Below are 13,818 nucleotides of genomic sequence, written 5' to 3'. Positions count from 1 at the left end.
GAGCAAGAGGAAGTCAAATGAACCTGAAGGATCTGAGAATCGGAACCCGCCTGGGCCTCGGCTTTGCAGCCGTTCTGCTCCTGATGGCGGTCATCGCGGCCACTGGCATGCTGCGGCTGGCGAGCGTGGGCAAGGCCACGGAAGACATGATGCAGCGCGCGCTGGTCAAGGAGCGGCTGGCCAACCAGTGGGCCGTGCTGCTCGGGCCCGCGGTCGCGAACTCCTTCGCGATGGTCAAGGCGACCGACCCCAAGTCGATCGCCTATTTCGAGAAGGCGCGGGCCGACAAGTCGGCGCAGATCAACCCGGTGCAGAAGAAGCTCGAGGAGCTGCTGACCTCGCCCGAGGAGAAGAAGCTGTACTCCGCCATCGCCGATCCGCGCAGCGTGGTGCTGACGGTGATCGGGAACATCAACAAGCTCAAGGCCGAAGGCAAGGACGAGGAGGCCATGGTGATGGCCGACACGCAGTTCGCGTCCGCGCTCGCCGTCTACGAGGAGGCCGTGGGCAAGCTCGCCGCGTACCAGCGCGATCGCATCGACGAGTTGGCAAAGGGCATCGAAGCCGATCACACGACCGGCGAGCAGACGCTGCTGGTGCTGTCGGTGATCGCGCTGGCTCTGGGCGCGCTGTTCGCATGGCGCCTGACGGTGGGCATCGTGCGCCCGCTGGGACACGCCGTGGAGGTCGCGCAGACGGTCGCCGCGGGCGACCTGAGCTCGAACATCACGGTGGAAAGCCGCGATGAGACGGGCAAGCTGATGCATGCGCTGCGCGAGATGAATGCGAGCCTTGCGAAGGTGGTGGGCGAGGTGCGCACAGGCACCGAGACCATCGCGACGGCTTCGAGCGAGATCGCTTCGGGCAACCAGGACCTGTCTTCGCGCACGGAAGAGCAGGCGAGTTCGCTGGAACAGACGGCGGCGTCGATGGAAGAACTGACCTCGACGGTCAAGCAGAACGCGGACAACGCGCGACAGGCGAATCAGCTGGCTGTGTCGGCCTCCGAAGTCGCGGTCAAGGGCGGCAGTGTGGTCTCCCAGGTCGTCGACACCATGGGCTCGATCAATGCCTCGTCCAAGAAGATCGTCGACATCATCGGCGTGATCGACGGCATCGCCTTCCAGACCAACATCCTCGCGCTGAATGCCGCTGTCGAGGCTGCTCGTGCCGGGGAGCAGGGGCGGGGCTTCGCCGTCGTCGCTTCCGAGGTTCGCAGCCTTGCACAACGTTCTGCCGCGGCAGCCAAGGAAATCAAGACTCTCATCGGCGATTCCGTGGAGAAGGTCGAGGAAGGTAGCAAGCAGGTGGAAGAAGCAGGCCGCACGATGGAAGAGATCGTGGGCAGCGTGAAGCGCGTGACCGACATCATGGGAGAGATCACCGCAGCGAGCCAGGAGCAGACGTCGGGCATCGAGCAGATCAATCAAGCCATCACGCAGATGGACCAGGTCACTCAGCAGAATGCCGCACTGGTGGAAGAAGCCTCCGCAGCGGCTCAATCGCTGCAGGAGCAGGCCAGCAGCCTCGTGCAAGCCGTCAGCATCTTCAAGCTCGACGCCAACGCCGTGGCCACCGTGCGTCCCGGGTTCACGCGCATCACGCCGATTCCCAAGCCGGCCAGGCCGGCACCGAAGCGTCCCGCCAAGGCCCTGCCGACGCGCAAGGAGCCCGCGGGTGCACCGCAGCTGGCCATGGCTGGCGACGGCAAGGGCGACTGGACCGAGTTCTGAGCGGCAGGGCCCTCAACTTTCGGCGGCCGTTGCCGATATAGACGCTGAGGCACCGACGCGATCGGTGCCAATCCAACTCACACACACCTCATCGACAGGTAAAGCCATATGTCCGGAAGTTTGTTCTACACGGGTCTGAGCGGTCTGGGCGTCGCCCGTACCGCGCTGATGACCACGGCCCACAACACAGCCAACGTGTACACCGCGGGCTACAGCCGCCAGGTGGCGGAGATCGCCACCGGCAGCGCCATCTCCAGCGGCTCTGGCTTCATCGGCTCGGGCGCCAACGTCTCGACCATCTCGCGCAGCTACGACCGCTACCTCACGGCGCAGCTCTCCTCGGCGCAGTCGGCCTCGGCCGCGCTCGCGGCCAACAGCACGCAGATCAACCGCATCGACACGTTGCTGGCCGACAAGACCTCGGGCATCGCACCGCTGATGCAGAGCTTCTTCACCAGCGTCCAGGGCGTGGCCAACACGCCGGCCGACCCGGCCGCGCGCCAGCAGATGATCAGCTCGGCGCAGGCGCTGGCCAGCAAGTTTCGCGCGACCGACCAGTACCTGTCGGACCTGAACTCCTCGGTCAACGACCAGATCGTGGGCAGCGTAGACCAGATCAACACCTACGCCAGCAAGATCGCCGGCCTCAACCAGCAGATCAGCCAGATCAGCGCAATGGCCGGCGGCCAGCCGCCCAACGACCTGCTCGACCAGCGCGACCAGCTGGTGAGCCAGCTGAGCCAGATCGTGGACGTGAAGGTGCTGCAGCAGGACAACGGCAAGTACAACGTGTTCATCGCCACCGGCCAGTCGCTGGTGGTCGGCGACTATGCCGCCAGCATGGCGGCGGTGAACTCCGCCGCCGACCCGACGCGCAAGGCCATCGCCCTGCAGGGCTTCGCCGGCAACACCGCCGAGCTGCCCGACGGCGCCATCACCGGCGGTTCGCTCGGCGGCCTGCTGTCCTTCCGCAGCGATACCCTCATTCCCACGCAGAACGCGATCGGCCGGCTGGCCATGTCGGTGTCCGACGCGGTGAACGCGCAGCACAAGCTGGGCGTGGACCTCAACGGCGCGCTGGGCAAGGACTTCTTCACGCAGTCCGTGCCGGGCGCGATCTCCAACGCGAACAACGCGGGCAATCTCGAACTCGACGCCACGCTGACGAATGCCTCGCAGCTCACGGCCAGCGACTACAGCGTGAGCGTCACCGACGTGGCGGGCACGCTCACCTACACGGTCACCCGGCTTTCGGACAAGACCTCGATGGGCAGCTTCACCACCTTCCCCATCAGCTTCGACGGCGTGAGCGTCTCGGCCGGCACCGGTACGGCGCAGGCGGGCGACTCCTTCCTGATCCAGCCCACGCGCGCCGGCGCGCGCGATCTCGACGTGCTGACGCGCGACCCCGCCAAGGTGGCCGCCGCCTCGCCCATCGTCACCGGCAACACCGCCGGCAACAAAGGCAGCGGCGCACTCGGCGCGGCCACGGTGAACGCGAGCTATCCCGCCACGCCGCTGGCCGGCACGGTCACGCTGAGCTTCGACGCCACCACCGGCAACCTCACCGGCTTTCCCGCGACCTCCGCCGTGACGGTCACGCTGGCCAACGGCTCCACCACCACCTATGCGGCCGGCGCGCCCGTGCCCTACACCGCCGGCGCGAAGATGAGCTTCGACGGCGTCACCGTCAGCATGACCGGCGCGCCCTCGCAGGGCGACACCTTCACCATCGGCAAGAACACGGGCGGCGTGTCCGACGGCAGCAACGCGCTGCTGCTGGGCGCGCTGCAGCGCAAGACCACCATGGCCAACGGCACCGCGACCTTCAACGGCGCGTACTCGCAGATCGTGAGCGAGGTGGGCAACCGCGCGATGGCCATCAAGGTGGCGGCCACCACGCAGGACAGCGTCACGAGCCAGATCAAGGCCAGCCAGCAGGCGATCTCTGGCGTGAACCAGGACGAGGAAACCGCCAACCTGCTGATGTTCCAGCAGATGTACCAGGCCAACGCGAAGGTGATCCAGACCGCGTCGACCATCTTCGACGCCATCCTCGGCATCCGGGGCTGAGCCCGATAGCGGATTCTCCCGGCTTCCCCAAAGGCAAAGATTCAAGGCAAGGCAGGCAAAGCGATGCGCATCAGCACCCAATCCTTCTACGAGCAGAACGTCCTGGCCATGGGCCAGCAGCAGCAGAAGCTGTTCAGGGTCCAGCAGCAGCTGGCGACCAACTCCAGGTTTCTCTCGGCCGGCGACGACCCGGTGGGCGCGGCGCGCGCGCTGGGCACCAGCCAGTCGCTGTCGGAGATCTCGCAGTACGCCACCAGCCGCCAGCGTGCGTCGCTGGCGCTGTCGACCGAGGAGAACGCGCTCGACTCGGTCACCTCGATCCTGCAGAACATCAAGACGCTCACCGTGGCGGCCGGCAACGGCACGATCTCGGATGCCGACCGCGCATCGCTCGCCACCGCCATCCAGAGCGCCTACGACCAGCTCGTGGGCGTGGCCAACACCGACGACGGCAACGGCCAGTACCTGTTCGCGGGCTTCAAGAGCGGCTCGCCGCCCTTCGTGGCCACGGCCGGCGGCGGCGTGCAATACGTGGGCGACCAGGGCCAGCGGCTGATGCAGGTCGACGTGGCGCGCCAGATGCCGACCTCGGACGACGGCCGCACCATCTTCCAGTCGGTGCAGGGCAGCGCGGGCTACGTGGCCTCGGCCGCCGCGAGCAACACCGGCACCGGCGTGTTCGGGCCGGTGAGCGTGACCAACGCCACCGCGCCCAACTACGGCAAGGACTTCACCATCACCTTCAGCGCCACCGACTACACGGTGACGACCAAGGACACGCCGCCCGTGGTCGCGGCCACCGGCCCGATCACGCCGGACACGCCCATCTCCTTCGGCGGCGTGCAGATCAAGTTCACCGGCACGCCGGCGGCGGGCGACAGCTTCGACGTATCCACCGCGCAGAACGCCGGCACCGACGTGTTCGCCGCCATCGGCGAACTGGTGACCGCGCTGCGCACCCCGCTGGCCGGCGGCGGCGCGGCAGCGCAGGCCAAACTGCAGAACGCGCTTGCCACTGCCAACGTGAAGGTGACGAACGCGCACGACAACGTGCTCACGGTGCTGTCGTCGGTGGGTTCGCGCCGGAGCGAGATCGACGCGCTGGATTCCGGCGGCGCGGCGCGCAAGCTGCAGGAGGAGGCGTACCTGTCCTCCATCGAGGACCTCGACCCGTACAGCGCGATCGCGGAGTTCTATCAGCGCCAGTCCTCGCTGCAGGCGACACAGATGACCTTCGCCAGGCTGAACAGCATCTCGTTGTTCAATTACCTGTAGCGTGGAAAAAGGGCGCCGCGGGATCCGGCCGACGGCTTTTGAAGAAACAACAAACAAGTAAAAAGAGAACAAAAAAAGTCCTTGAGCGCCGGGTCCGAAGGCGTAAGACGGGTGCCGCGTCGCAGGGCTGCAAGCGCAGGCACGACGAGCAGGTGAGGTGTCCGCGAAGGCGCGGGCAGCGTGGCAAGAAAACCAGGGAGCACGGGCATGTGGGAATTCGTTCTTTCCGCGTGGAAGGCCGAACTGGCCAACTATCCCATTCTGCTGATGCAGTCGGCGGCGATGCTGGGCGTCTTCAGCTTGGTGCTGATGCTGTCGAACGTGTCGAAGGGGGGCGAGGCGGTGCTGAACGCGCGCGCCAGCTTCTATGGCTGGACGCTGGGCCTCACCGGCTTCGTGCTGCTCGCGATGGCGTTCCAGCTGATGAACCTGCCGTCCAAGCCGTACATCGGCTCCGACCTGCTCTTCATGGCGGGCATGCTGGGCGGCTGGCGCGGCGGGGGCATCTGCTGGGCGCTGCTCGTGGGCGGCCGGTTTCTCTTCGGAGGAGCGCACCAGGCGCCTGCCTTCGTGCTCGACATGTCCATGCTGGTCCTCGGCGGCATCGTCATGCACTACCGCATCGGCTACAAGCCGATCACCTCCTTCGGCTGGCGCGACGTGCGCAACGCATGGCTGGTGCGGGTGGCGTTCTCCATGCTCGCCACCGGGCTGATCCAGGTGCTCGCGCTGGTTCCTTCGCACATCAACGCGCGCGTTTTCGCGCTTCGCATCCTCGGCTGCGCGCTGTCGCTGCTGATCATCGGCTGCATGCTCGCCCTGCTTCGCAGGGAAGCGAGGGAACGCGAGTCTCATGCCCGTGCGCTCTCCATGTCGCACACCAACCTGCTGACCGGGCTTCCGAACCGGCTTGCGCTCGGGGAATTCCTCGAAGAGTTGCTGGCGGCCGGCGACAGGCAGCATGTGCTGATGACCTTCCAGGTCGCGAATCTCAAGGAAATGGTGCGCGCCCTCGGCCACGACTGGACGGACCACTTCTGGGGCGAGCTTTCCTCGAGTCTGACCCAAGGGCAGGCCGGCCGGACGCTGGAAGCCTTCAAGCCCCGGATCTATCAGTTCAGTGATCTTTCGCTGATCGTCGTGCTGCAGGGCGTGTCGCTGGAGTGGATGGAGCAGGAGCAGATGGCGCTGAGGGTGCAGGCGGAAGCGATGGCGGCGCTGCGCAACACCCATGTCGCCTACATGCAGCTGCAGCTGCGCATCGGTGTCTCGAACGCGCGGATGGGGCCGCAGGTCAACGTCGCCTCGATACTGCGCGACCTGAGCCTCGCCCTGCAGAGCAACGAACAGATGGTCCGCTACTTCCATTCGTCCTTCGCGGAGCAGTCCGATAAGGACGAAGACGTGCGCCGCCAGCTGATCGAATGGATCCACACGGCGAACCCGCCAATGCAGTACCAGCCCAAGTTCCACCTGATGACGCGCCACGTGTGCGGGGCAGAAGCCCTGCTGCGGGCGCAGTCGGTGAAGCAGCAGCCACTTTCGCCGCCCTACGTGATCGAGATCGCGACCCGCCACCAGCTGCTGTCGCAATTCGAGTGGTGCACCCTGGAGGTGGTCGCGCGCGACATCAAGCGCTGCCTCGCGGCAGGCTACCCGATACCGCTGGCCGTCAACATCTCCGCGACTACGCTGACGCTTCCGCGCTTCGGCGATCGCGTGTTGGCTTTTCTCGACCTGCTGAGCGTTCCGCCGCAGCTTCTCTTCATCGAGATCACCGAAAGCGGCCACGTGCCCGACGTGGAAACGGTACGCGCCAACATCGTCGTGCTGCAGCGCGCGGGCGTGGGCCTGTCGCTCGACGACTTCGGCACCGGCTATTCCGCGCTGACCACACTGGCGACCATTCCGTTCACCGAAGTGAAGATCGACCACAGCATGATCGCGCGCATTGACCAGCCGCGCATGCGCGAGGCCGTCGCGCTCGCGCTGGAGAGCGCGACCCGCTACAACGCGGCGCTCGTCGCGGAGGGCGTGGAGACCGAGGCCCAGTCCGCGCTACTGCTGGAGATGGGCGTGCTCTTCGGTCAAGGGTACCTTTTCTCCAGGGCGGTTCCGATGGACGAACTGATCCAGATGGCCCGCCGCAAGGGCGCGTTCTGCGCGGACGGAACGCTCAGGAGCCCGAGGCCGATACGGGTCTGAGAGCGAAGAGCTGCTGTCCTCCCAGTGTCCATCCGACCGCGCGAGCGGCGTGAACCACCAGGTTGCAGGTCTCCGATCATGATCCTTCGCCATTCATCCATCGACGAGCGGGCCCGGCTGGAAGACTATCTCCGGCTCATCAAGCCGATCTCACTGGGCACGCAGCTGATGGGGCTCGTGTTCTGGGCGGCCGCATGGTGGCTTGCGGATCCGAGCTACCACTACGCGACCTGGCAGCTGGCGCTGCTCGCATGCTGCGTGGTCGTGTCGATCGCCGCAAGCTGCGCGACCCGATTCCTTTCGTTCTTCTCGATCATCTCCGTCTGGCTGCTCTGCCTGGGCTTTTCCATGCTCATGTCGGAAAGCCCCGATCGAGAGGTGTGGGCGATCTCCATGAGCGTGATCGTCTCGGTGGTGGGCGCGCCGCTTTTCTCCCGGCTGAGCCTGTCGGCGCTGGCGAGCGCAGGGGCATGGCTGATCATGGGGCGCGGCGACTGGGTGGGCACTCCCCATGGCCTGGATTCCGGCTGGACCCTGCTGATGCCTTGCGGAACCATCATGATGGGGCTGCTGCTGAACGTCATCTTCACGACGCTGCACCGCGAGAGCCTGCGGCTGCGCCAGGAGCTCGAAGCGCTCGCCTACAAGGACGTGCTCACGGGCATTCCCAACCGCCGCAAGCTCCTGGCCGACGTCCAGCATCTTCACGAGCAGGGGCGGCTCGGCGACGGGTGCTTCCTGATGATCGACGTGGACGACTTCAAGAAAATCAACGACGACTTCGGCCATGCGGCCGGCGACCTGGCGCTGCAGCGCGTCGCGGCCGTGCTCAAGGAGGCCGCGCTCGGCCATGCCTTGGGCAGGCTCGGCGGCGAGGAGTTCGGCGTCGTGCTGACGGGCGGCGGCACGGCGCATGCGCAGGCGATGGCCGCGCGCATCATCGAGCAGGTGCGCGGCATCCGCATCGAAGGCCGTCTCGTCACTGTGAGCGTGGGCATCTCCGGCGTGGCCGGCCATCGCATTCCTTCGGAGCTGATGCGGGAGGCCGATGTGGCGCTGTACGAGGCGAAGCGAATGGGCAAGGACAGGTTCGCCTTGCACGGCGCGGGTTGAGCCCGCTGCATTCACCGCGGACCGCCCGCATCCAAGGCAATGCGCAACGACTGAAGCGCGGAGTCGGCCGTTTCGATCCTTCGTTTCAACTCCTCATTCACCACCCGCACCAGCGCTCCGAGTTCGGTACGGGTCGGATGGATCTCTTCCGTGTCGTTCACGGTCTGCGAAACGATGAGCTTTTCCAGGCCCGCATATGCATGCTGCAGCTCGTGGAGGCTGTCGATGTCATCGCTTGCCTGCAGCGCAAGCGATTCGACGATGGCGGTTTCGGATGATTCGGGAGAGGAAGAGGCGCGCGCGGATGCGCGGGCAGATGCGCGAGCAGATGCAGCCATGAAAGGCCTCCAAGGGTTTCGGTTTGCTGAAACAGCCGCACTCAACGCCAATTGAGGGCGGCGGCTCGACGAGTTGGCGTACCGGGAAACCACTTGCGTGAAACCGGCCGGGCTCGCGCCCGCCCGTCGAGCCGCCAAAACTGGAGGCACGAACGACGAAGCCGCAGACCCTGCGGGGTGACTGCGGCTTGCGTCGCAGTGATTTCAGCGGGACGCCAATCCCGATCACGCCTGTTTTTGACGTGACAGCGGCCAGTATATCTACGCAGCTATCCACGACGCTGGAACAATCCCCCGGTCCGCGCGAATGGCGAAATCTGCCGCGCGAGGCCCCAACATCGAAACCACAGGACCTGATGAACACCGAAGACCTGACCCCTCTGCTCCTCGACGCCCTCGGCAAACGCATCGACGACCCCGCCGCCATCCGGCTTGCGGAAGCCCTCGGCAAGAAGCCCTTCAAGAACGCGACGCCGGGCAACCGCTGCGACATCGGCAATCGCAGGCTCGGCATCGAAGTCATCGCAGAGATGAACCTGGCCACGCGCTCGCATTTCCCGCCGCGCAAGGACGGCCGCAAGTGGGTCACCTGGGTGTCGGCCGCCTTCATCTATCCGAATTACCGCGGTTCGCTGCCCGCGGGCTTCGACTGGAAGATGGACGACGCGGCGCTGGGCGAGCGCTTCAGGCGGCGGGTCGAAGGCGCGGTGGAGGAAGTGCGCTTCACGCTGCCGGCTCCCGGGGAGGGCCTGCGGGCGAAGGTCTCCATGAACTCCGATGGCTTGCCCAAGCACATGCTGCTGGGCGTGGACGAGGAGGAGACCTACGCCACCATCTATCCCGGCAGCAAGCCGGAGCATTCCGTGGAAGAAGGCTTTTTCGCGAGCTGGTGCGCGCTCAACGGCATCCTGCGGGAAGACCGGCTGGCCGCCGGCCAGCTCGATGCGCTGCGCCAGCGGGAGCTGTCTCCGCTGGCCTTCCTGTCTTCCAGCCTGGGCGGATTGCTGTGGCGAAACGACGTGCGCCCCGAGCATGAGGCCTTCTGCCACGCCTACATGAACCGCCTGATGGAGCCCGAGAAGGCGTCGGCGCTGTTCGACACGGAGGAAGTGTTCGGCGACAGCAACAGCTGGCGCAAGCCGGGCGAAGCGATGACGCAGGACGGCTGGGAGAACTTCGACCGGATTGCGCCGCGCTATACCCAGCGCCTTGAGCAGTGGCGCAGGCGCGAGATCCGTTCCATGGTCGACAGACCGGACGAAGCCTAGGCGACGCTGCAAGCCGGGGATTCGCGGAAGCCTTGGATCAGGGCCGCAGCCCCTGCGTGAACCGCAGCATGCCCGCGATGCCCTGCGCGAAGCGCGGCTCCAGGAAGGCGCCCAGGTTCGGCATCAGCAACTGCAGCATGAAGATGCCCGCCAGCAGCGTCAGCGGAAAGCCCACCGCGAAGATGCTGAACTGCGGCGAGGCGCGGTTCAGGATGCCCATGGCCAGGTTCAGCGTGAGCAGCGCGGTGATGAGCGGCAGCGACAGCATCAGCCCGCTGGAAAAGATCTCGCCCCCGCCCAGCACCAGGAACATCCAGCCACCGGAAGCCAGCGGCGCATCGGCCACGGGCAGGGTGTGGAAGCTCTCGGCGAGGGCGTTGAGCATCAGCAGGTGCCCGTCGAGCGCCAGGAAGATCAGCATCGCGAGCATGTTCAGCAGCCGTGCCACCACCATGGTGCTGCCATGGCTCATCGGATCGAAGAAGGACGCGAAGGACAGGCCCATCTGCAGGCCGATGTATTCGCCCGCCGCCAGCACTGCCGCGAACACCAGCCGCATGCTGAAGCCCATGGCCGCGCCGATCAGCACCTGCTGCAGGATGATCCAGATGCCTCCCGCCGACACCACCGGCACGGCGGGCATCGGTCCGATGGTGGGCGAGACCACGAAGGCCAGCATGGCGGCCATGGCCACCTTTACCTGGCGCGGCACCCAAGGCTCGCCGAAGACGGGCGCGGTGCTCACGAGCGCAAGCATGCGCACGAAGGGCCAGAGGAAAGCGACGATCCAGCCCTCGAGCTGGGCCGAGGTGACGGAGACGATCGACGGCGTCACGTCGAAGGCGGGCCGTCAGGCCAGCAGCTGCGGTATGCCCGAGAACAGCGCGCGCATGTAGTCCAGCATGCGGTCGAGCATCCACGGGCCCGCGACCACCAGCGTCGCGAACACCGCGAGCAGCTTCGGGATGAAGGAGAGCGTGGCCTCGTTGATCTGCGTGGCGGCCTGGAAGATGCTCACCACCAGGCCGATGACCAGCGCCACCAGCAGCAGCGGCGCGCCGATCAGCAGCGAGATCTCCATGGCCCGGTGGCCCATGGTCATGACGGATTCGGGTGTCATCTCCGGTCGTGCCCTAGAGGTAGAAGCTCTGCGCCAGCGCGCCGATGAGCAGCTGCCAGCCGTCGGCCAGCACGAAGAGCATCAGCTTGAAGGGCAGCGCGATGGAAGCCGGCGGCACCATCATCATGCCCATGGACATCAGCACGCTCGCCACCACGAGGTCGATGATGAGGAAGGGGATGAAGATGGTGAAGCCGATCTGGAAGGCCGTCTTCAGCTCGCTGATGACGAAGGAAGGCAGCAGGATGCGCAGCGGCACGTCTTCGGGGCCTTGCATCTCGGGCACCTTGGCCAGCCGTGCGAAGAGAGCGAGGTCGCTCTCGCGGGTCTGCTTGAGCATGAAGGTCTTGAAGGGCGCGATGCCGCGCTCCATCGCCTTCTCGGCGCTGATCCTGTTCTCGGAGAAGGGCTTGTAGGCCTCGTCGTAGGCCTTGTCGAGTACCGGCGCCATCACGAAGAAGGTGAGGAACAGCGACAGCCCCACCAGGATCTGGTTGGGCGGCGAGGTCTGCGTGCCGATGGCGGTGCGCAGCAGGCCCAGCACGATGAGGATGCGCGTGAAGCTGGTCATCGACAGCAGCAGCGCGGGCAGGAAGGTGAGCGAAGTCAGCAGCACCATGGTCTGCACGCTCAGCGACCAGGTCTGGCTGCCGCCGGGGCCGGGCGTGCTGGTGATGCCGGGCAGGCCCTGGGTCCATGCGGCTGCGGGGACCAAGGCGGCGGCGAGCAGCAGCAGCACGGCGCGCAGGCCGCGGCGCAATGCGGGGCGGGTCATGGGGCGGGGTGGTGTTGCCGCGGCTGCTGCATCTTGCCGGTGAGCGATTCGCGCAGCTTGCGGGCGAAGAGTTCGACGGGAGTCGCGGGCGTAGATGCCGATGCCGATGCCGCGCTGGCCTGCTGGGTCTGCGCCTGGGCCTGGGCCTGCGCCGGCAGCGTGTGCAGCGTATTGACCTGGCTGGGCGTGACCCCCAGCACCAGCCAGGTGTCGGCCACTTCGACCACCACCACGCGCTCGCGCTGACCGACTGCGGCGCTCGAAACCACCTTCACCAGGTGGCCGCCGCCCAGCCGCTGCAGGCCGAAGCGGCGCGCGAGCCAGGCGCAAAGGAAGATCAGGCCCACCACCATCGCCATGCCGAAGCCCGCCTGCAGCAGGCCCGAGGCTCCGACGGCGGCCGGCGCCACTTCGTGGACGGGCGTGGGCACGGTGGGGAGGCTCATGCCCGCGCGAGCTTCTGCATGCGCTCGGAGGGGGTGACGATGTCGGTCAGGCGGATGCCGTACTTCTCGTTCACCACCACCACCTCACCCTGCGCGATCAGGTAGCCGTTGATCAGCACGTCCAGCGGCTGGCCGGCCAGTCCGTCGAGTTCCACCACCGAACCCTGCGACAGCTGCAGCAGGTTCTTGATGGTGATGCGCGTGCGGCCGATCTCGGCGGTGAGCTGCACCGGCACGTCGAGAACGCGCGCGATGTCCACCGCCGTGGCGTTGCTGCCGGCCGGCAGGGGCGACGCGGCAGGCGCGTCCTGGATCTGCTGGAAGACCTGCGCGGTGGCGGGCGCCACGGCGGGAGCCGGCGCGGCTGCCGCCGAGGTGGCGGCCGTCTGCTCGGCCAGCGCGCTGGCCCAGTCGTCCGCTTCGCTGCCGGCGGAGGATGTGTTGTCAGTCATGTTCGTTCTTCAGGTCGCTGTCTTGATGGGTGATCATGTTCTGCACGCGCAGTGCATAGCGTTCGTTGGAGATGCCGTAGCCGCACTCCATCACCGGCACGCCGCCCACCTTGGCGACGACCGTTTCCGGCAGCTCGATGGGAATCACGTCGCCGGCGCGCAGCTTCATCACTTCGCCGATGGTCGAGGGCATGGTCACGAAGTCGGCCACCAGCTCCACGTCGGCGGACTGCATCTGGCGCGACATCTGCGTGACCCAGCGCTTGTCGACCTCGACCTCGTCCTGGATCGGGTTGGACAGCAGGTCGCGGATCGGCTCGATCATCGAGTAGGGCAGGCACACGTGCAGGAAGCCGCCGATGGGGCCGAACTCGATCTGCAGCGTGGTGTTGATCACCACTTCGTTGGGCGCGACGATGTTGGCGAGCTTGCCGTGCATCTCTGCGCGCACGTAGTCGAAGTCCAGCGGGAACACCGGCTGCCACGCCTCGCCGTAGCACTGCAGCGACAGGTCGAGCAGGCGCTTGATGATGCGCTGCTCGGTGCGGGTGAAGTCGCGGCCTTCCACGCGCACGTGGTAGCGCCCGTCGCTGCCGAAGAGGTTGTCCACCACGAGGAACACCAGCTTCGGATCGAACACGAAGAGGGCGGTGCCGCGCAGCGGCTTCATGTGGATCATGTTGATGTTCGCGGGCACCGGCAGGTGCCGCACGAACTCGCCGAATTGCTGGATCTGCACCGGCCCCACCGAGATGTCGGGGCTGCGCCGCATGAAGTTCAGCAGCGCGCTGCGCAGGCCGCGCGCGAATCGGTCGTTGATGACCTCCAGCGTGTGCATGCGGTTGCGCACCACGCGGTCGGGCGCGCCGAGGTCGTAGGCGGGCAGCCCGTCTTTCGGCGGTGGTGGAGGGGGCGCCTGGTCGACGTCGCCGGTGACGCCTTGCAGCAGCGCATCGACCTCGTCCTGCGAGAGCACCTGTTCATACGCCATGGATCGCTTGTCGTCCGGAGGATGGTGAC

13 protein-coding genes are annotated in these 13,818 nt (G+C 66.5%); 6 read left to right on the top strand and 7 right to left on the bottom strand.

Annotated features, from left to right (window positions below; translation table 11 throughout):
- Positions 1–17: 17 nt before the first annotated feature.
- The 5 genes from ABL838_RS23905 to ABL838_RS23885 all read left to right on the top strand — a co-directional run bounded on the left by ABL838_RS23905 (position 18) and on the right by ABL838_RS23885 (position 8,399).
- Positions 18–1,733: a methyl-accepting chemotaxis protein gene (locus ABL838_RS23905; protein WP_418122222.1), complete on the top strand. Its 1,716-nt coding sequence runs from the start codon at positions 18–20 to the stop codon at positions 1,731–1,733.
- A 108-nt stretch (positions 1,734–1,841) separates the two neighbouring features.
- Entirely contained in the window at positions 1,842–3,806 is a 1,965-nt protein-coding gene (flgK, locus tag ABL838_RS23900; RefSeq protein ID WP_418122221.1) for a flagellar hook-associated protein FlgK, read from the top strand.
- Between the two features lie 63 nt (positions 3,807–3,869).
- Complete coding sequence (gene flgL, locus ABL838_RS23895) at positions 3,870–5,081, top strand: flagellar hook-associated protein FlgL (RefSeq protein WP_418122220.1); 1,212 nt, start codon at positions 3,870–3,872, stop codon at positions 5,079–5,081.
- A gap of 207 nt (positions 5,082–5,288) precedes the next feature.
- Entirely contained in the window at positions 5,289–7,286 is a 1,998-nt protein-coding gene (locus ABL838_RS23890; protein WP_418122219.1) for an EAL domain-containing protein, read from the top strand.
- Positions 7,287–7,364: 78 nt separating this feature from the next.
- Positions 7,365–8,399 carry a GGDEF domain-containing protein gene (locus ABL838_RS23885; RefSeq protein WP_418122218.1) on the top strand — a complete coding sequence of 345 codons (1,035 nt, stop codon included), beginning with the start codon at positions 7,365–7,367 and terminating at the stop codon, positions 8,397–8,399.
- A gap of 11 nt (positions 8,400–8,410) precedes the next feature.
- Here ABL838_RS23885 and ABL838_RS23880 read toward each other — a convergent pair whose 3' ends face one another.
- Positions 8,411–8,737: a hypothetical protein gene (locus ABL838_RS23880; protein ID WP_418122216.1), complete on the bottom strand. Its 327-nt coding sequence runs from the start codon at positions 8,735–8,737 to the stop codon at positions 8,411–8,413.
- Positions 8,738–8,925: 188 nt separating this feature from the next.
- Between ABL838_RS23880 and ABL838_RS23875 the strand changes: the two genes are divergently transcribed.
- Entirely contained in the window at positions 8,926–10,005 is a 1,080-nt protein-coding gene (locus ABL838_RS23875; protein WP_418122215.1) for a hypothetical protein, read from the top strand.
- A gap of 37 nt (positions 10,006–10,042) precedes the next feature.
- On the opposite strand, the gene fliR is transcribed toward ABL838_RS23875, so the two are convergent.
- From fliR to fliM, 6 genes are read right to left on the bottom strand one after another with little or no spacing between them, the layout of a single operon-like run.
- Positions 10,043–10,828 (bottom strand): flagellar biosynthetic protein FliR, encoded by a 786-nt coding sequence (fliR, locus tag ABL838_RS23870; protein WP_165909663.1) that lies wholly within the window; start codon positions 10,826–10,828, stop codon positions 10,043–10,045.
- A 27-nt stretch (positions 10,829–10,855) separates the two neighbouring features.
- Positions 10,856–11,125: a flagellar biosynthesis protein FliQ gene (gene fliQ, locus ABL838_RS23865; protein ID WP_126023304.1), complete on the bottom strand. Its 270-nt coding sequence runs from the start codon at positions 11,123–11,125 to the stop codon at positions 10,856–10,858.
- 13 nt (positions 11,126–11,138) lie between these two features.
- Positions 11,139–11,900 carry a flagellar type III secretion system pore protein FliP gene (gene fliP / locus ABL838_RS23860; RefSeq protein ID WP_418122213.1) on the bottom strand — a complete coding sequence of 254 codons (762 nt, stop codon included), beginning with the start codon at positions 11,898–11,900 and terminating at the stop codon, positions 11,139–11,141.
- Positions 11,897–12,346, bottom strand: a complete 450-nt coding sequence (gene fliO, locus ABL838_RS23855; protein ID WP_418122212.1) for a flagellar biosynthetic protein FliO — start codon at positions 12,344–12,346, stop codon at positions 11,897–11,899. The genes fliP and fliO overlap by 4 nt, the downstream gene beginning before the upstream one ends.
- Positions 12,343–12,798, bottom strand: a complete 456-nt coding sequence (gene fliN, locus ABL838_RS23850) for a flagellar motor switch protein FliN (RefSeq protein ID WP_126023306.1) — start codon at positions 12,796–12,798, stop codon at positions 12,343–12,345. The genes fliO and fliN overlap by 4 nt, the downstream gene beginning before the upstream one ends.
- Entirely contained in the window at positions 12,791–13,789 is a 999-nt protein-coding gene (gene fliM / locus ABL838_RS23845) for a flagellar motor switch protein FliM (protein ID WP_126023307.1), read from the bottom strand. Before fliM ends, fliN begins: the two co-directional genes overlap by 8 nt.
- Positions 13,790–13,818: the final 29 nt, after the last annotated feature.

This window comes from Variovorax sp. 160MFSha2.1 (genome assembly GCF_048305075.1).
Classification (GTDB): Bacteria; Pseudomonadota; Gammaproteobacteria; order Burkholderiales; family Burkholderiaceae_C; genus Variovorax; species Variovorax guangxiensis.
This window is presented reverse-complemented; position numbering and strand designations above follow the sequence as displayed.

What these genes read in the sequence shown, in the direction of transcription:
- fliN (WP_126023306.1), bottom strand. Translation starts at nt 12,798, where the DNA reads ATGACTGACAACACATCCTCCGCCGGCAGCGAAGCGGACGACTGGGCC.
- ABL838_RS23885 (WP_418122218.1), top strand. Translation starts at nt 7,365, where the DNA reads ATGATCCTTCGCCATTCATCCATCGACGAGCGGGCCCGGCTGGAAGAC.
- ABL838_RS23890 (WP_418122219.1), top strand. Translation starts at nt 5,289, where the DNA reads ATGTGGGAATTCGTTCTTTCCGCGTGGAAGGCCGAACTGGCCAACTAT.
- flgL (WP_418122220.1), top strand. Translation starts at nt 3,870, where the DNA reads ATGCGCATCAGCACCCAATCCTTCTACGAGCAGAACGTCCTGGCCATG.
- fliQ (WP_126023304.1), bottom strand. Translation starts at nt 11,125, where the DNA reads ATGACACCCGAATCCGTCATGACCATGGGCCACCGGGCCATGGAGATC.
- fliM (WP_126023307.1), bottom strand. Translation starts at nt 13,789, where the DNA reads ATGGCGTATGAACAGGTGCTCTCGCAGGACGAGGTCGATGCGCTGCTG.
- fliO (WP_418122212.1), bottom strand. Translation starts at nt 12,346, where the DNA reads ATGAGCCTCCCCACCGTGCCCACGCCCGTCCACGAAGTGGCGCCGGCC.
- flgK (WP_418122221.1), top strand. Translation starts at nt 1,842, where the DNA reads ATGTCCGGAAGTTTGTTCTACACGGGTCTGAGCGGTCTGGGCGTCGCC.
- fliP (WP_418122213.1), bottom strand. Translation starts at nt 11,900, where the DNA reads ATGACCCGCCCCGCATTGCGCCGCGGCCTGCGCGCCGTGCTGCTGCTG.
- ABL838_RS23905 (WP_418122222.1), top strand. Translation starts at nt 18, where the DNA reads ATGAACCTGAAGGATCTGAGAATCGGAACCCGCCTGGGCCTCGGCTTT.
- ABL838_RS23880 (WP_418122216.1), bottom strand. Translation starts at nt 8,737, where the DNA reads ATGGCTGCATCTGCTCGCGCATCTGCCCGCGCATCCGCGCGCGCCTCT.